The sequence below is a fragment of the Streptomyces sp. NPDC059787 genome (assembly GCF_042732315.1).
GTDB classification, from domain to species: domain Bacteria; phylum Actinomycetota; class Actinomycetes; order Streptomycetales; family Streptomycetaceae; genus Streptomyces; species Streptomyces atrovirens.
The window spans coordinates 94,649-110,684 of the sequence record NZ_JBHWHX010000025.1; the positions used below are offsets into that span (position 1 = coordinate 94,649).

The 16,036-nt window shown below is 71.9% G+C and carries 16 protein-coding genes and 1 pseudogene; 7 read left to right on the plus strand and 10 right to left on the minus strand.

From position 1 onward, the window contains the following. Positions 1-13: 13 nt before the first annotated feature. The 3 genes and pseudogenes from ACFV5H_RS23465 to ACFV5H_RS23475 all read right to left on the minus strand — a co-directional run bounded on the left by ACFV5H_RS23465 (position 14) and on the right by ACFV5H_RS23475 (position 2,548). Positions 14-928, minus strand: coding sequence for an aminoglycoside phosphotransferase family protein (locus tag ACFV5H_RS23465; protein ID WP_385197101.1), 915 nt, complete (start codon positions 926-928; stop codon positions 14-16). Next, positions 925-1,212: pseudogene (locus ACFV5H_RS23470) on the minus strand (zinc-binding dehydrogenase); the annotation flags it as partial. The gene ACFV5H_RS23465 and the pseudogene ACFV5H_RS23470, both read right to left, overlap by 4 nt. Before the next feature lie 175 nt (positions 1,213-1,387). Further along, positions 1,388-2,548: an NAD(P)-binding protein gene (locus tag ACFV5H_RS23475; protein ID WP_385197102.1), complete on the minus strand. Its 1,161-nt coding sequence runs from the start codon at positions 2,546-2,548 to the stop codon at positions 1,388-1,390. Positions 2,549-2,681: 133 nt separating this feature from the next. Here ACFV5H_RS23475 and ACFV5H_RS23480 point away from each other — a divergent pair, with 133 nt between their 5' ends. Beyond that, positions 2,682-3,359, plus strand: a complete 678-nt coding sequence (locus ACFV5H_RS23480; protein WP_385197103.1) for a pentapeptide repeat-containing protein — start codon at positions 2,682-2,684, stop codon at positions 3,357-3,359. Positions 3,360-3,366: 7 nt separating this feature from the next. Here ACFV5H_RS23480 and ACFV5H_RS23485 read toward each other — a convergent pair whose 3' ends face one another. Further along, positions 3,367-3,867 (minus strand): hypothetical protein, encoded by a 501-nt coding sequence (locus ACFV5H_RS23485; protein ID WP_385057125.1) that lies wholly within the window; start codon positions 3,865-3,867, stop codon positions 3,367-3,369. A 98-nt stretch (positions 3,868-3,965) separates the two neighbouring features. Between ACFV5H_RS23485 and ACFV5H_RS23490 the strand changes: the two genes are divergently transcribed. Beyond that, positions 3,966-5,321: a M1 family metallopeptidase gene (locus ACFV5H_RS23490; protein WP_385057145.1), complete on the plus strand. Its 1,356-nt coding sequence runs from the start codon at positions 3,966-3,968 to the stop codon at positions 5,319-5,321. Positions 5,322-5,390: 69 nt separating this feature from the next. On the opposite strand, the gene ACFV5H_RS23495 is transcribed toward ACFV5H_RS23490, so the two are convergent. Then, the gene (locus ACFV5H_RS23495; protein WP_030864397.1) at positions 5,391-5,966 is read right to left on the minus strand and encodes a TerD family protein; all 576 of its coding nucleotides are present in this window, start codon (positions 5,964-5,966) and stop codon (positions 5,391-5,393) included. A 168-nt stretch (positions 5,967-6,134) separates the two neighbouring features. On the opposite strand from ACFV5H_RS23495, the gene arfB reads away from it, so the two are divergent. Then, positions 6,135-6,563 (plus strand): alternative ribosome rescue aminoacyl-tRNA hydrolase ArfB, encoded by a 429-nt coding sequence (gene arfB / locus ACFV5H_RS23500; protein WP_385197104.1) that lies wholly within the window; start codon positions 6,135-6,137, stop codon positions 6,561-6,563. Positions 6,564-6,794: 231 nt separating this feature from the next. Here the strand turns inward: arfB and ACFV5H_RS23505 are convergent, their stop codons facing one another. Continuing rightward, complete coding sequence (locus ACFV5H_RS23505) at positions 6,795-7,334, minus strand: GNAT family N-acetyltransferase (RefSeq protein ID WP_385057131.1); 540 nt, start codon at positions 7,332-7,334, stop codon at positions 6,795-6,797. A 64-nt stretch (positions 7,335-7,398) separates the two neighbouring features. After that, the gene (locus tag ACFV5H_RS23510) at positions 7,399-7,980 is read right to left on the minus strand and encodes a flavin reductase family protein (protein WP_385057133.1); all 582 of its coding nucleotides are present in this window, start codon (positions 7,978-7,980) and stop codon (positions 7,399-7,401) included. 316 nt (positions 7,981-8,296) lie between these two features. On the opposite strand from ACFV5H_RS23510, the gene cdgB reads away from it, so the two are divergent. Both cdgB and ACFV5H_RS23520 read left to right on the plus strand, forming a co-directional pair. Further along, a complete protein-coding gene (cdgB, locus tag ACFV5H_RS23515; RefSeq protein WP_385057135.1) occupies positions 8,297-10,006 on the plus strand; it encodes a diguanylate cyclase CdgB in 1,710 nt (569 codons plus the stop codon). Positions 10,007-10,123: 117 nt separating this feature from the next. After that, a complete protein-coding gene (locus ACFV5H_RS23520) occupies positions 10,124-11,059 on the plus strand; it encodes a carbohydrate-binding protein (RefSeq protein WP_385197105.1) in 936 nt (311 codons plus the stop codon). Positions 11,060-11,065: 6 nt separating this feature from the next. Here ACFV5H_RS23520 and ACFV5H_RS23525 read toward each other — a convergent pair whose 3' ends face one another. From ACFV5H_RS23525 to ACFV5H_RS23535, 3 genes are all read right to left on the minus strand, one after another. Next, the gene (locus ACFV5H_RS23525; protein WP_385197114.1) at positions 11,066-11,995 is read right to left on the minus strand and encodes a 1-phosphofructokinase family hexose kinase; all 930 of its coding nucleotides are present in this window, start codon (positions 11,993-11,995) and stop codon (positions 11,066-11,068) included. A gap of 121 nt (positions 11,996-12,116) precedes the next feature. Further along, complete coding sequence (gene nagA, locus ACFV5H_RS23530; protein WP_385197107.1) at positions 12,117-13,262, minus strand: N-acetylglucosamine-6-phosphate deacetylase; 1,146 nt, start codon at positions 13,260-13,262, stop codon at positions 12,117-12,119. Further along, the gene (locus ACFV5H_RS23535) at positions 13,262-14,215 is read right to left on the minus strand and encodes an ROK family protein (RefSeq protein ID WP_385197108.1); all 954 of its coding nucleotides are present in this window, start codon (positions 14,213-14,215) and stop codon (positions 13,262-13,264) included. The genes nagA and ACFV5H_RS23535 overlap by 1 nt, the downstream gene beginning before the upstream one ends. A 120-nt stretch (positions 14,216-14,335) precedes the next feature. On the opposite strand from ACFV5H_RS23535, the gene ACFV5H_RS23540 reads away from it, so the two are divergent. Both ACFV5H_RS23540 and ACFV5H_RS23545 read left to right on the plus strand, forming a co-directional pair. Next, entirely contained in the window at positions 14,336-15,604 is a 1,269-nt protein-coding gene (locus ACFV5H_RS23540; protein WP_385057142.1) for an extracellular solute-binding protein, read from the plus strand. Positions 15,605-15,614: 10 nt separating this feature from the next. Then, the gene (locus ACFV5H_RS23545; protein ID WP_385057144.1) at positions 15,615-15,869 is read left to right on the plus strand and encodes a DUF3263 domain-containing protein; all 255 of its coding nucleotides are present in this window, start codon (positions 15,615-15,617) and stop codon (positions 15,867-15,869) included. The last annotated feature ends 167 nt before the right edge of the window (positions 15,870-16,036 follow it).

Here is a 16,036-nt window from a genome sequence, read left to right on the forward strand (position 1 = left end):
GACCTGGGGTTTTTCATGCCGTAAGACCGCGCAGCCGGCGGGCGATCTCCAGGTCCGCCTCGTCCGGTGGACGGCCGTCCTCGACCTCCCACAGGCAGTTCTGCAGCAGTCGCCCGTACGTCCACGCGCGCGCCCGCGCGCGGTCCAGGCCGAGGACGTCGGTCATGGCGTCGAAGCGCCGGACGACGTCGTCGGGGTCGAAGCGGTTGGCGAGGGCGGGCCAGAGGTCGAAGCCGGGGTCGCCGGCCAGGGGTTTGGGGTCGATGGCGAGCCAGGGGGCGCGGTCGGAGGCGAGGACGTTCTCGTCGTGCAGGTCCCAGTGGAGGAGTCGGTCGCCGGGTTCGTCGGCGACCTCGCGTACGGCGGCGGCGCAGTCCGCGACGAGGCGGCGGGCGGCAGGGTCGGGGATGCGGTCCAGGGCGGCGGGGGTCCGTTCCAGCATGGCCGGTGCGATGTCGCGGAGGTGGCGCATGCCCTCGGGGGCCGGGGTGGTGTGGAGGTGGGCGAGGAGGCGGGCGATCACCAGGACGGCCTCGTGGACGTCGTCCTGGTGCGAGAGCATCCGGGTGGCGTCGAGACGTTCCAGGAGCATGGTGCCGGTGGGTTCGTCGTGGTCGAGCAGGCGGACCGCGCCGTCGCCGTTCCACAGGCGCAGGGCGACCGGTTCGCCTTCGGTCTCGTGGTCGCGGATCTGGAGCTTCAGTACCGCGTGTGTGCCGTCCGTGCGGGTGACGGGGAGGACGAGGGCGCTCACGCCGTGCATGGGTGTTCCGGTGACGTGCAGGTTCCAGCGGCTCAGGAAGGCGGCGGTGAGGTCCGGGAGGGCGGCGATGAAGGCGCGGCCCGCCTCCTTGTTGTATTTCTCCTGGGTGGCGGCGAGTTCCGCGGGGATGTCGATCACTTCCTGCACGGTAGTGGTGTCGGTCACGGCTCCAGAACCACCTTTCCGGTCGTGGCCCTGTTCTCCAGTGCCCGGTGGGCGGCGGCGGCCCCGGCGAGGGGGAAGCGGTGCACGGCGGGGGTGAGTCCGCCCTCGGCGGCCTGGGCGAGGGCGCGTAGTTCGAGGGTGCGGACGGGGTCGGGGCCGCCGGCCCTGCGCATCATCTCGGGGCCGAGGACGTTGAGGGAGACGCCCTCGACGAAGTAGGGGCTGTCGCTGTTGATGCCCTGGGAGGACCAGCCGAACACGATGTGCCGGCCGTCGGGGGCGAGGTGGACGCTGGCCGCGCGGACGGCGATACGGACCTGTCCGGGGCCTGGCCGGGGGTCCTCGGTCTCCTCGTAGGTGAGGTTCTCGGCCGGTCCGAAGGCGTGCAGACGGATGGCGTGCATGTGGGATTCCCCCGGGGGTCGGATTGTGCGCCGTTACGGCTCCCACGGTGCGACCTCAAGCACGCTTGAGGTCAAGGGTGTTCCGGCCGAGGGCGAGGGAGACGGCTGTCAGGGCGCTGCTGAAGGAGACTTCGGAGAGCACGCCGGGCGCGGCGACCTGGTCGCCGGCGAGGTAGACGCCGTCGCCGCGGTCGACGGCGGGGCGGTCGCGCCAGGTGGTGCCGGGCGGGTCGACGGCGCCGGTGCGGCCGTTCGCCACGGCGTCCCGCCGCCAGGTGGTCCGTTTCCTCCAGCCGGGGAGGGCGAGGTCCAGCAGTTCCTCCGCGCGGGCGGTGCCGTCCGCCTTGGACTCGCGGGGGCTGATGGGGATCTGGCCCTGGACGAGCTGTTCGCCGGTGGGGGCGAGGGTGCGGTCCTGGGCGGTGAAGCGCTCCAGCCAGCCGGGTGCGTCGAGGTCGGACACGGCGAACGCGTCGCCGCGCCGGGTGCGTACGGCGAGGTCGACCAGGACGGTGCGGCCGCTCGGCCAGATGAGTGTGGGGTCGTCGAGGAGGCGGCGGGCGGAGTCGAGTGAGGTGGCGACGACGACGGGGGTGTCGGTGGGCAGGGTGTCGACGCGGGACAGCGTCTCCATGCGTACGCCGAGGTTCCATGCGCGGGCGGCCATCCGGTCGATGAGGCCGCCCCAGCCGCCGCGCGGGTAGTGGGCTTCCGGGGGGAGTCTGGTGGCGCGGCGCAGGCGTTCCTGTACGAATGCGGCGGACAGGGAGCCGGGGTCGTGGTGGAACAGTGCGACCGCGGTGTAGTGGGCGGCGGCCCGTGCGCCCTCTTCGCCGGCGATTCCGGTGGCCCAGGTGAGGAAGTCGGTGTCGACGGGCGCCTGGGCGACGCTGCGGCGCAGGAGTTTCAGTAGGGCGAAGGGTGGTGTGCGGCGCAGGGTGCCCCGGTGGCGGAGGCGGAGCCGGGCGGCTTCCAGGGGTGGGAGCGGGGCGAGGGGGCCGATGAGGCCGCGCTGGTGGAGCCAGGTCCAGTGGGGGCCGCCGTTGTAGAGGGCGTGGGGTCCGTCGTTGGTCCGGTAGGGGCCTTCGGTGGTGCGGGCCCGGCCGCCCAGGGTGTGGTGGGCTTCGTGGACGGTGGCCTTGGCGCCGGCCTCGGCGGCGGTGATGGCCGCGGTGAGTCCGGCGAATCCGCCGCCGATGACGGTGATGCGGTGCATGGCTGGGGGTCTCCCTCGGTCGGGGTCGCCTTCCGGCTTTGCGTGTACGACGGAGCTGGGGCGGGGGAATGTGACATGCGCGGGGTTTTCGCAGGTCGGGAGGGTTGTCAGTGGTGGGGTGCAGCATGGGGTCATGGCGAGGAGAGCGGTGGGCGGTACGGGTGTGAAGGGGGCGAGGCGCCCTGAGCTGCGGTTGCCCGCGCTGGAGCGTCACGAGGGGGGTGGGCTGGAGCCGGACGGGGATTACGACGGGCTGGAGTTCCGGGAGGCGGACTTCGCCGGGCAGGACGGCGGTGGGGCGCGCTTCATGGACTGCGTGCTGACGGGGTGCGCGCTGGACGGGACGCGGTTGTCCCGGGCGCGGCTGCTGGATTCGGTGCTGGCCGGTGTCCGGGGTGTGGGCACCGACATGGCCGAGGCGACGCTGCGCGATGTGGAGCTGACCGACGCGCGGCTCGGGGGGACGCAGTTGCACGGGGCGGTGCTGGAGCGGGTGCTGATCCGGGGCGGGAAGATCGACTTCCTGAATCTGCGCTCGGCCCGGCTCAAGGACGTCGTCTTCGAGGGCTGTGTCCTGGTCGAGCCGGACTTCGGCGGGGCGCGGCTGGAGCGCGTGGAGTTCGTGGACTGCGCGCTGAAGGACGTGGACCTTTCGGGGGCCACGCTGAAGGACGTGGACCTGCGGGGTGCCGCGTCGCTGGAGATCGCGAGGGGGGTGGACCGGCTGTCGGGGGCGGTGATCAGCACGGGCCAGTTGCTGGATCTGGCGCCGGTGCTGGCGGGGGAGCTGGGGATCAGGGTGGAGGGGTGAGAGGGGGTTACCTCACGCGGGGGTAGCGGGCCTGGAGGGTCCAGACGGCCGGGTTCTCGCCGAGGTCCTCGTGGAGGTCGGTCAGGTCGGCGAGGAGGTCGTGGAGGAAGTCGCGGGCTTCGCGGCGGAGTTCGGTGTGGGAGAAGGTCAGCGGGGGTTCGGAGGCGGGCAGCCATTCCGCCTCGATGTCCACCCAGCCGAAGCGGCGTTCGAAGAGCAGGCGGTCGGTGGACTCGGTGAAGTCCAGTTCCGCGTACTGGGGGCGGGAGGCGCGGGAGCCGGCCGGGTCCCGGTCGACGCGCTCGACGATGTCGCACAGTGCCCATGCGAAGTCGAGCACCGGTACCCATCCCCAGGCTGTGGACAGCTCGCGGTCCGACTTGGTGTCGGCGAGGTAGACGTCCCCGCAGAACAGGTCGTGGCGCAGGGCGTGGACGTCCGCGCGGCGGTAGTCGGTCTGCGGGGGGTCGGGGAAGCGGTTGGAGAGGGCGTAGCCGATGTCGAGCACGGGGGTGATGGTGTCACGTCGTGGTGCGCCGGCCCTCATAGGATCCTGGGGTGCGCCTCCACCGCCCTGGTTCCCGCAGTGCCGTCGCCGTCCTGTTCATGGTGTCCGTGGTTGCTTGCGGGGGTGGTTCCGGGGCTTCCGCCGGTGGCTCCGGTGTGGGTGATCCGTATTTCCCGAAGGCCGGTAACGGTGGCTACGACGTCGGCCATTACGCCCTCGACCTCGCCTACGATCCCCGTGCGCACCGTCTCACCGGCACCGCGACGATCACCGCCCGTGCGACGGAGGACCTCTCCGTGCTGAACCTCGACCTCGAGGGACTCGACGTCGAGGAGGTCTCCGTCGACGGTGTGGCCGCCCGCTGGAGCCGGGCGGGGCAGGAGCTGACCGTCCGTCCGCGCGAGGCGGTGGACGGTACCTTCCGGGTGACCGTCCGTTACAGCGGCGCCCCGGTGACCGTCACCGACCCGGACGGTTCCGAGGAGGGCTGGCTGCGTACCGCCGACGGGGCGCTGGCGTTGGGGGAGCCGGTGGGGTCGATGGCGTGGTTCCCGGGAAATCACCATCCCTCCGACAAGGCGACGTATGCCGTCGCGGTGACGGTGCCGAAGGGGTTGCGGGTGGTGTCCAACGGGGAGCCGGCCGGTGAGGAGCGGAAGGGGAGCCGTACGACGTACCGCTGGCGCACGGGTGAGCCGATGGCGAGCTATCTCGCGACGCTGGCCGTCGGCAGGTACGACGTCCGCCGCACGGTGACCGCCGGCGGGCTGCCCGTGTACACGGCCGTCGATCCGGAGCAGGCGGAGGCGAGCCGTGCGGTCCTGGCGCGGATTCCCGAGGTGCTGGAGTGGGCGGAGCGGACTTTCGGGCCGTATCCCTTCTCCTCCGCGGGTGCGGTCGTCGAGCGTCCCGAGGACGCCGGGTACGCCCTGGAGACCCAGAACCGGCCCGTCTTCCCCGGCGCCCCCGACATCGTGCTGCTGGTCCATGAGATCGCCCACCAGTGGTACGGCGATTCCGTGTCCCCGCGCACCTGGCGGGACATGTGGCTCAACGAGGGTTTCGCGACGTACGCGCAGTGGCTGTGGCAGGAGGAGCACGGCGGCGACAGCGCGCAGCGGACCTTCGACTCGCTGTACGCCGGTTCGTACTTCCCGGACGCGGGGACCGACGAGGCGCTCTGGTCCTTCCCGCCCGCCGAGCCGCCGGACGCGGCGAGTGTCTCCGCCACCCCTGTCTACTGGCGTGGCGCGATGGTCCTGCACAAGATCCGGCAGACGGTCGGCGACGATCGCTTTTCCGCCCTGCTGCGGGGCTGGGCGCGGGAGCACCGCCACGGCAACGCGGACACCGGTGATTTCACGGCGTACGTGGAGAAGTCGGCGCCGGGCGAGGACTTCACCGGGATCTGGGAGGACTGGCTGTACGGGGAGGGGCGGCCGGAGCGGCCCTGACGGTGTGCCGGAGTCCCCGGCCGGGCGGTCACTGCCTGGCCGGGGACTCCGTCATGGGCGGGGCGTCCGTCAGACGTTCACGCCGAAGTCCTGGGCGATGCCCACGAGGCCCGAGGCGTAGCCCTGGCCGACCGCGCGGAACTTCCACTCCGCGCCGTTGCGGTACAGCTCGCCGAAGACCATGGCGGTCTCGGTGGCGGCGTCCTCCGACAGGTCGTAGCGGGCGATCTCGGAGCCGCCGGCCTGGTTGATGATGCGGATGTAGGCGTTGCGCACCTGGCCGAAGTTCTGGCTGCGGTTCTCGGCGTCGTAGATCGACACCGGGAAGACGATCTTGTCGATGTCGGCCGGGAGGGCGGCGAGGTTGACGTTGATCGCCTCGTCGTCGCCGGCGCCCTCACCGGTGCGGTTGTCACCGGTGTGGACGATGGTGTTGTCCGGGGTCTGCTTGTTGTTGAAGAACACGAAGTGGGCGTCGGAGTAGACCTTGCCCTGCGTGTTGACCGCGATCGCCGAGGCGTCGAGGTCGAAGTCCGTGCCGGTGGTGGTGCGGACGTCCCAGCCGAGGCCCACGGTGACGGCGGTCAGGCCCGGAGCCTCCTTGGTGAGCGAGACGTTGCCACCCTTGGACAGGCTTACAGCCATTGTTGGGAGTCCCTTCCCTCGTTTACGTACGGCTAGAAGCTACAGCTACCCCATTGAACGCGGAGAGGGGTGCGAGAGGTTCCAGGTCTCTTTACTTTCTTTACCCGTGTCCCGCGATCCGGGATATTCGGGTGACGTGGCCCGGTCAGGCGCGGGAACCTGTAGGGCATGTCCGGTCCCTATCTCATCCGCGGCTCCGTCTCCCTGCCCGAGGCCGAGCTCATGTGGCGTTTCTCGCGGTCGTCCGGGCCCGGTGGGCAGCATGTGAACACCAGCGACTCCCAGGTGGAGCTGCGTTTCGACCTCGCCCGTACCGAGGCGCTGCCCGAGGTGTGGAAGCAGCGGGCGCTGGAGCGGCTGGCCGGGCGGCTGACCGGTGGTGTGATCACTGTTCGCGCTTCGGAGCACCGTTCGCAGTGGCGCAACCGGGAGACGGCGGCGGTGCGGCTGGCGGCGCTGCTCGCGGAGGCGAGTGCGCCGCCGCCGAAGCCGCGTAGGCCTACGCGTATTCCGCGGGGGATCAATGAGCGGCGGTTGCGGGAGAAGAAGCAGCGGTCCGAGACGAAGAGGGGGCGCTCCGCGCGGGACTGGGGGTGACCCCGGTTCCCCACTGACTCCGGGTGGGGCCCCGGCCCTCGGTGGCTCCTGCGGAGGTGTTGGAGCAAGAGGTGCGGGGATGCCGTGTGAGTGTCCCTGCGGGTCCGTCGTGGCTGGTCGCACAGTTCCCCGTGCCCCTTTCGGGGCGCGCCCGTGCGGCGTTAGCCGCATGTCGGATACAGCCCCATGTCCCTCTCGGGGCGCGCCCATGCGGCGGTAGCCGCACGTCGGTCACAGCCCCGTGTCCCTTTCGGGGCGCGAGACCTCGCCCCCTGACAGGATCTCGGTGTCTCGGTCCAGCTCCAGCTCCAGCACGCCCACCGTCTCTTCCTCGGCGAGTTCGCCGGTCTTGTGGAAGCCCAGGCCCAGGTAGAAGTTCTCGGGGCCGTTGTCACCGGGGTGCCAGGTGACGTAGAGCTCCTTGGTGCCCCGGCGGCGGAGTTCCTCGGCCACCGATTCCACGGCGAAGCGGCCGTAGCCCTTGCCCTGTTCCTCCGCGGCGATGTTCAGGCGCCACAGGCCGGAGCGGATGACGCTGCCGCCGTCCTCGTGCCAGTCGATGTCGAGGAAGGCCATCAGGAAGCCGACCGCGCGGTCGCCGTCCATGATCAGGCGGGGCCAGGCCCTGCCGGGATGCACGTAGGCCTCGGCTAGGGAGTTCGCCACCGGGTCGACCGCGAATTCCTGGTCGGGACGGACCCGTATACCGAGGGCGGCCTTGAGGTTCTTCGGGGTGATCTCTTCGAGGCGGAGTGCGGTGGTGGTCGTCACCCGGGCACCCTAAGCAGGTAAATCCCGCCCGGTAAAAGGGATTTCGACCACGGCGGCAATGCGTTCAGCCCAACTGCCGGTAACGGCCCCGGAAATACGCCAGTGGACCGCCCTCCGCGCTCGGCACCCGGGCGGTCAGGACGCGGCCGATCACCAGGGTGTGGTCCCCGGCCGGGACCCGCTGCTCGGTGCGGCACTCCAGGGTCGCCAGCGCGCCGCCCACCAGCGGCGCCCCGCTGTGCTCGCCGCGCAGGTACGGGATGTCCGCGAAGAGCAGGCGGTCGCTGACCCGGCCCTTCATCGCGAAGCGGCCCGCGACGTGCCGCTGGCTCTCGGAGAGCACGGACACCGCCCACAGGGGCTGCTCGTCGAGGAGTTCGTCCATGCGGGAGCCGTTGCGCAGGCTGACCAGCACCAGCGGCGGGTCCAGGGAGACCGACAGGAACGCGGTGGCCGTCATGCCGACGTCCTCGCCGGCCGGCGCCGAAGGGTCGTCGGGGTCCAGGGGCGGCTCCTGCGCGGTCACCAGGACCACGCCGGCGGCCAGCCGGGACAGGGCGGCTCGGAACTCGTCGTTGCTCACCCCCTCAGCATGCCGGGTGGCGGGCGCGGCGGTGATCGTGGACGGGGCGGAAGTGTTCGGCACGCCGGAAACGCTAATCTCCGCTCCACGGGCACCGCATCGGACCCCGGTCCGAGCCGGGACCTAGGACCAACGCCCGAGTCGGGCACAGTCCCTGCACAAGCACCACAAAAACTGCGTTCGTCGAAAACAAGGGGAAACCGCGGAAAGCCCAGGCAATTGTTCACGTTTACCTGTGACTTGAGTCACAAGGGGCAAGAATTGTTGACCCTGTGTACCGAGTGAGCAGCGCGCTGTGATTCAGTGGCGGGGAAGCTGCTGGGACGATACGCCGAAGACAACCCTTGATTCGCTGCGAGGTCTCGGGGGGAGGGCGAGGATGGAGACCGAGTCGGAACCCTACGTCCGTCTTGCGTCACTGCGGCAACTCCACCAAGCCATGGCCGACATGAACACGGCCCGCAGCCTGGCGGACACGCTGCAGACGGTCGCCGACGGCGTCGTGGGCGCCCTCGGCTACGAGCTGGCGTGCGTCAACCTCGTACGCCCCGACGGTGATCTCGTGGTCGCCGCGCTCGCCGGGAACTCCGCCGCCGAGGCCCTCATCACCGGCCGGACCGGCTCCCGCGACTCCTGGGACCGCCGCCTCCACATGGGCGAACGCTGGGGCGACCTGGTCTTCATACCGCACACCGAGGGCTGGGTCCTCGACGACGACGACGTCCCGCAGTGGTACACCGACGGGCCCGCGCCCCGCTTCGAGGACGAGTGGCACCCCTCCGACCGGCTCTTCGCCCCGATGTACGCCCCCGGCCCGCAGGGCGGCGGCACCTCCGGGGAACTGGTCGGCGTCCTCTCCGTGGACCGCCCGCGCAACGGCCGCCGGCCCGGCGCCTGGGGCCGCGAAGCCCTCCAGATGTACGCCTTCCAGGCCGCCATCGCGATCAGCAACGCGCGTCTACGTGCCAACATGCAGCGCGCCCTGGTCCGCCTGGAGCGCGACCAGCAGGCGCTGCGGGCCAGCGAGGAAAGCTTCCGGCAGGCCTTCGAGTACGCCCCCTCCGGCATGGCCATCGCCGAGATGGGCGGCGACCAGCACGGCCGCATCCTGCGCACCAACGACGCCCTGTGCCGCCTGCTCGGCCGCCCCGCCTCCGCGATGCGCCGCTACTCCTTCTCCGACCTGGTCCACCCCGAGGACATAGGCACCCTGCTGCGCACCTCCGCCGAGGGCGGCCGGGCCGAGCTGCGCCTGTGCCGCCGCGACGGCACGTACGTCTGGGTGTCCCTGCGCAACAGCGTCGTCGCCGACGCCGCCGACGGCCCCCGCTTCCTGCTCACCCACGTCGAGGACATAGAGGAGCGCAAGCGCCGCGAGCTCCAGCTCGCCCACCGCGCCTCCCACGACTCGCTCACCGGACTGCCGAACTCCGCCGAGCTGCGGGCGCGGCTGTCCGCCCGGCTGTGCCGGCAGCAGCCGCAGGGCGTACTGCCCGCCTCCGTCGACTCCATGGAACCCTTCGAGTCCTTCGACTCCGCGGACTCCTTCGACGCCGCCTACGGCCCGCCCGCCGTCTTCGACCGGGGGCACGACTTCGACTTCCCGCCGGGCACGGAGGGACACGGGGGCTACGACGGCTACGACCACCACGTGCACACCGTCGCGCCCGCCGCCGAGTTCGACGACGGCGCCAAGGGGCTCGCGGTGCTCTTCTGCGACCTCGACGGCTTCAAGTCGATCAACGACCGGTTCGGGCACAACGCGGGCGACGCGGTGCTCATCGAGGTCGCCCGCCGGCTCGGCAACGGCGTGCGCGACGGCGACACCGTCGCCCGGCTCGGCGGCGACGAGTTCGTGATCCTCGCCGACGGGCTCGGCCGGGCCGACGCCCAGGACCTCGCCGTACGGCTGCGCAACGAGATCATCCAGCCCATCCGGGCCGAGGGACGGGCCGTGCGGGTCGGCGCCAGCTTCGGCATCGGGTGGGCGCAGTGCGGGATGACGGCGGACGAAGTGCTGAAGTCAGCCGACGAACGGATGTACGTCGAGAAACGATCTCGTCCCAAACAGCACAGACGTGCGGGATGAAGCGCAGGTCAGTGGGTTGATGCGGTGCGGGTCACCCGTTCGGGCCATGGGAAGCGGGTACGCTCGTTCTCTCCACCCTTCGTACCGCACCCGATCCGCAGCTAGGAGCACCAAGGGATGACGGCCGGCAACAACGGCGCGAGCACGCCGGAGGACGACGACCCGTTCGGCTACCTCTACGCCGACGGGCAGGCCAACGGGGCCCAGCCGCCGTCCGGGGGCTACGGCTACCCGAACTCGGTCAACCGGGTGCGGCCGGTCGGGACCCGCCAGTACGGCCAGCAGGCACAGCCCGCTCCGCAGCAGCAGGGCGCGTACGGCCAGGCGAACGCCCACTACGCCGCCCCGGAGACGCTGCCCGGCGGCGCCACCACCGTCCAGTCGCACCAGGCGTCGCACGGCGGCGGGGGCGGCCGGGGCCGCGGCCCGAACACCAAGGGCCTGCTCATCGGCGCGATCGCGGTGGTCGCCGCGGTCGTGATCGGCATCAGCGTGGCCATGATCGGCGGCGACGACGAGGACAGCGGCGGCAACCAGGCGGACTCCACGCCGACCCAGTCCCAGGAGAGCGGCGAGCCGACACCGTCGGCGAGCAAGGGCGCGGGCGAGGAAGAGACGGCGGAGCTGCCCACCGCCGACGCAAAGGTGATGCGGCTGGGCGGTACGGCCGCCCTCGCGTCGGACGTCGAGGGAGCGCAGTCCGACGGCGGCACCTACGTCGCCAACCTCAACCAGCCGGGGAACTCGGTCACCTGGACCGTCAACGACATCCCGGAGGACGGTGCCTACACCGTCTTCGTGCGCTACAGCACCACCGACGAGCCCCAGTCGATGACGCTCACCGTCAACGGCAAGGAGTTCGGCTCCAAGCTCAACATGGACAACTTCGCCCGTGCCAAGGACGGCGACTTCTCCAAGGGCTGGACCCAGACCTACGCCTGGCCGACCCTCAACAAGGGCTCCAACACCATCTCGGTCTCCTGCGCCGACGGCGACAAGTGCAACGTCCTGCTGGACCAGCTGTGGCTGAAGGAGGGCCAGGTCGAGAAGTGACCTGCCCTACGCCGCGGTCGCTTCCCCGGTCACCGTGACCCCGCCCAGCAGCTCCTCGTAGGCCGCCCGGTCGAAGTCGCCGGCCGTCGGGGACAGGACCGTCGCCGTCGACAGGGCGACCGCGCGGGCCAGCCGGTCCGGCCAGGGACGGTGTTCGACCAGGGCGGAGAGCAGGCCCGCGACGGCCGAGTCGCCGGCGCCGGTCGGGTTGCCGCGCAGCCGTCGCGGAGGGGCCGCGCGCCAGCGGCCCTCGCCGGTCACCGCGAGCAGGCCCTCCGGACCCAGGGAGGCGACCACCGCGCCCGCGCCGCGCCGGCGGGCCTCCTGGGTGGCGCGCAGCGGCTCGTGGGAGCCGGTGAGTCCGGCCAGTTCCTCGGCGTTCGGCTTGAGGATGTCGGGCCGCCCCGCGACCCCGCGGCGCAGCGCCGCGCCGCTGGTGTCCAGGAGGGTCGGGACCCCGGCCGCGCGGGCCGTGCGGATCAGGCCCGCGTACGCGCCCACCGGGACGCCCGGGGGCAGGCTGCCGCACAGGGCCACCGCCGAGGCGGCGGCCAGCAGATCCTCGTACACCTCCTGGAACGCGGACCACTCGGCGTGGCCGATCACCGGGCCGGGCTCGTTGAGCTGGGTGGTGGTGCCGGAGCGCCCGTCGACGACCGCGACGGTGCGCCGGGTCGTACCGGAGACCGGGACCAGCGCGTCCGTCAGGCGCGGGACCTCGGCGAGCCGGTCCCGCAGGATCCGGCCCGTCGCGCCGCCCGAGAAGCCGGTGACCGTCACCTCGTGGCCGAGGGCCGCGAGCACCCGCGCCACGTTGACGCCCTTGCCGCCGGGGCGTTCCGTCACCTCGGCGACCCGGTGGGAGGCCCCCGGCCGCAGGGACGGTACGCGATAGGTGATGTCGAGAGCGGTGTTCAGCGTGACCGTGAGGATCACCGGGCCGACCTCCCCCTTGGTGCCTGCGCTTGCCGTGGAACCCGTGGTCACGATCATGCCAAACGGACGGCGGTCGGCCCACCCCCCCGGACCGGCCACCGTCCGTCGACGGAGGGACGGATCAGCCCAGTTCGGGATCGACCACCCATTCCCCTCGGCGCATGACGCCCACCAGGTCGAAGCCGGCGTCCAGAACCACCAGGTCGGCGTCCTTCCCGGGCTCCAGGGAGCCGATCCGGTCGTCCAGGCCGAGCAGACGGGCCGGGTTGGCGGAGATCGCCCGTACGACGTCCTCGACGGGCAGACCGTCCAGCGTCACCGCCCGCTTGAAGGCGCGGTCCAGGGTGAGCGTGGAGCCGGCGATCGAGCCGCCCTCCACCAGCCGGGCCACCCCGTCCGCGACCTCGACCTCCAGGGGGCCCAGCATGTAGCGGCCGTCGCCGAAGCCGGCCGCGTCCATCGCGTCGGTGATGAAGGCGACCCGCGCGGCGCCCGCGTGGTGGAAGGCGAGCCGGAGCGCGGCCGGATGCAGATGGGTGCCGTCGTTGATCAGCTCGACGGTGACCCGCTCGTCCTCCAGCAGGGCGGTGATCGGGCCGGGGGAGCGGTGGCCGAGCGGCGGCATCGCGTTGAACAGGTGGGTGGCGACACTGGCGCCCGCGTCGATGGCCTGGAGCGTCTGCTCGTACGTGGCGTCCGTGTGCCCGACCGCCGCGATCACCCCGTGTTCGGCGAGCAGCCGTACGGAGTCCAGGCCGCCCGGCAGCTCGGTGGCCAGCGTCATCATCCTCGCGTGCCCGTGCGCCGCGTCGAGCAGCTTGCGCACCTCGGCCGGGTCGGGGTCGCGCAGCAGCTCCTCGTCGTGCGCGCCCTTGCGGCACGGGGAGATGAACGGCCCCTCGAAGTGGATGCCGGCGATGTCGCCCTGCTGGGCCAGCTCGGCGAGCATCCCGGCGTGCCGGGCGAGGAAGTCCAGGTCACCGGTGACGGCGGAGGCGACCACGGTGGTGGTGCCGTGCGTGCGGTGGGTGTGCACGCCCTTGAGGACGTCCTCGGCGGTGCCGCCGGCGAAGGACGCCCCGCCGCCGCCGTGGTTGTGGAGGTCGACGAAGCCGGGGACCACCCAGTGGCCGCTCAGGTCGACCGTCTCGGCACCGGCGGGCGCGGTGTCCGCGATGCGCGTGCCCTCGACGGTCACGCGGCCGTCGTCCACGGTCCCGGTGGGCAGGACCACCCGGGCACCGGCGAGAACCTTGGTGGGGGCCATCAGGTGGTTACCTCCGAGGGGTACGAGGGGTCAGTGGTGTCGATCAGATCCCAGGCGAGCAGCCCCGCGCCCAGGCATCCGGCGGTGTCCCCGAGGGCCGCGGGGACCAGGGACGGCAGCTTCTGGAAGGTGACCCGCCGCCGGACGGCCTCCCGCAGCGGTGTGAACAAGGTTTCCCCCGCCTCGGCGAGCCCGCCACCGATGATCAGCGCCCGGGGGTCCAGCAGGGTGAGCGCGGTGACCAGCCCGTCGGCGAGCGCGTCCACCGCGTCCTGCCACACCTGACGGGCCCGTACGTCCCCGGACTCGACGGCCTTCGCGCAGTCCGCCGCGTCCGCGCCCGGATCCCCGCAGGCCGCCGCCCACGCCTCGCTCACCGCGGCGGCGGACGCGAACCGCTCCAGACAGCCGCGCTGCCCGCACGGACAGGGGGCACCTCCGGGCCGTACGACGATGTGGCCGATCTCGCCCGCGAAGCCGTGCGCGCCCGACTCGACCCGGCCGTCGATGCCGATGGCGCCCGCGATACCGGTGCCCAGCGGCACGAACAGGAAGCGGTCGGCGCCCCGGCCGGCTCCGATACGGCCCTCGGCGAGACCGCCGGCGCGCACGTCGTGGCCGAGGGCGACGGGGACGCCGCCGAGGCGTTCGGTGAGCAGCGCGCGCAGCGGGACGTCGCGCCAGCCGAGGTTGGCCGCGTAGACGGCGACGCCCTGAGCCTCGTCGACGATGCCGGGGACGGCGACGCCGGCGGCGGACGCGGCCTCGCCGTACTGCCGTACGCCGTGGGCGCGCAGTTCGGCCGCGAAGTCGAGGATGTCCGCGACGACCGCGTCCGGGCCGCGTTCGCGGCCGGTGGCCCGGCGGGCCTGGTGCAGCAGCGCGCCGTCCGCCCCGACCAGGGCGGCCTTCATCCCGGTGCCGCCCACATCGAGGGCGATGACGTGTTTCACGTGGAACAGTGTGGCCCCCGGACCCGCAAGAGGTCTAGTCCACTCACGTGGTGTAGACCTTATTCCGATTATCGAAAACGTTTCGGATGGCGCGGACGCGCCGGAGCAGGGGCAAGGCAAGTGCAGCGGCGGGTCAGGACAAGGACGATCGCGGTGGTGTCCGCACTGGGGCTGACGGGAGTCCTCGGCGGATGCGGACTCGGCGGCGGGTCCTCCGACGTGACCTTGAAACTGGTCGCCGCCGACTACGGCGACAGCGCGGCCAACAGCTCCGAGAAGTACTGGGCCGACCTGGTCGAGCGGTACGAGTCCAAGCACCCCGATGTGAAGATCGACGTGGACGTCTACTCCTGGAACGACGTCGACCGCAAGGTCAAGGAGATGGTCGACGCGGGCACCCCGCCGGACATGGCGCAGATCGGCGCGTACGCCGACTACGCGGCCGAGGGCGAGCTCTACAAGGCCGGCGACCTGCTCTCCATCCCCGTCCAGGCGGACTTCCTCGCCCAGCTGACCACCGCGGGCGAGGTCAACAGCGTGCAGTACGGTCTGCCGTTCGCCTCCTCCACGCGCGTGCTGTTCTACAACAAGAAGCTGTTCGCCGAGGCCGGCATCACCCCGCCGCAGACCTGGGACGAGCTCGCCGAGGCCGCCGAGGCGCTCGACGCGGAGGGCGTGAAGTACCCGTACGCGCTGCCGCTCGGCCCGGAGGAGGCACAGGCCGAGACCATGCAGTGGCTGCTCAGCGGCGACGGCGGCTACACCGACCTCATGGGCACGTACAGCATCGACTCCGCGCAGAACGTCGAGACGTTCTCCTGGCTGAAGGACGAGCTGGTCGGCAAGGGCCTGACCGGTCCCGTCGCGCCCGGCAAGCTCGACCGGGCCGAGGCGTTCGCGGCGTTCGCCGCCGGGGACGTCGGCATGCTCAACGGGCACCCCTCGCTGATGGAGACGGCGAAGGCGAAGGGCGTGGAGTTCGGCATGGTGCCGACGCCGGGCGTCGACGGCGAGAGCCCGGCCACGCTCGGTGTCGCCGACTGGATGATGGCCTTCAAGAAGAACGGCCACCGCGACCAGGTCGGCGAATTCCTCGACTTCGTCTACAGCGAGGAGAACGTGCTCGACTTCTCCCGCGAGTACAACCTGCTGCCGGTCACCACCTCCGCGTCCCGGACGATGGCCGCGTCCGACCAGGACAAGGACCTCAAGCCCTTCCTCGACCAGCTGGTGACCTCGGAGCTCTACCCGGTCGGCAACACCTCCTGGGCGACGGTCAACGCGGCGGTCAAGAAGCAGATCGGCAAGGCGGTCGCCCCGGGCGGCAGCCCCGCCGGCGTCCTCGGCGGACTCCAGGCGACGGCGACGCGTGCGGAGAGCGCGGAGTAGTCTGCGGGGCATGGGCACGGGGGACGAGGAGCAGGGAGCCGGAGGGCTCGCCCGGCGCGAGCAGGACATCCTCGCGCTGGAGCGCCGGGGTTTCTCAGCCCCCGGCGTCAAGGAACGCGCCATCCGCGAGGAGCTGGGGCTGGTGCCCGTCCGCTACTACCAGCTTCTGAACGCGCTCCTGGACGATCCCCGGGCCCTCGCCCACGATCCGGTGACGGTCAACCGTCTGCGCCGCGTACGGGAGACCCGCCGCGCAGAGCGTTGACTCGCCCCCGCCGCCCCTTCCCGTCCCTGGGGGCTGCGCCCCCAGACCCCCATCGGCCCTGAACGGGCCTCGTCCTCAAACGCCGGACGGGCTGATTCCAGCCCCTCCGGCGTTTGAGGAGCGGGGGTCCGGGGGCAGCGCCCCCGGGTCGGGACGGGAAGGGGCGG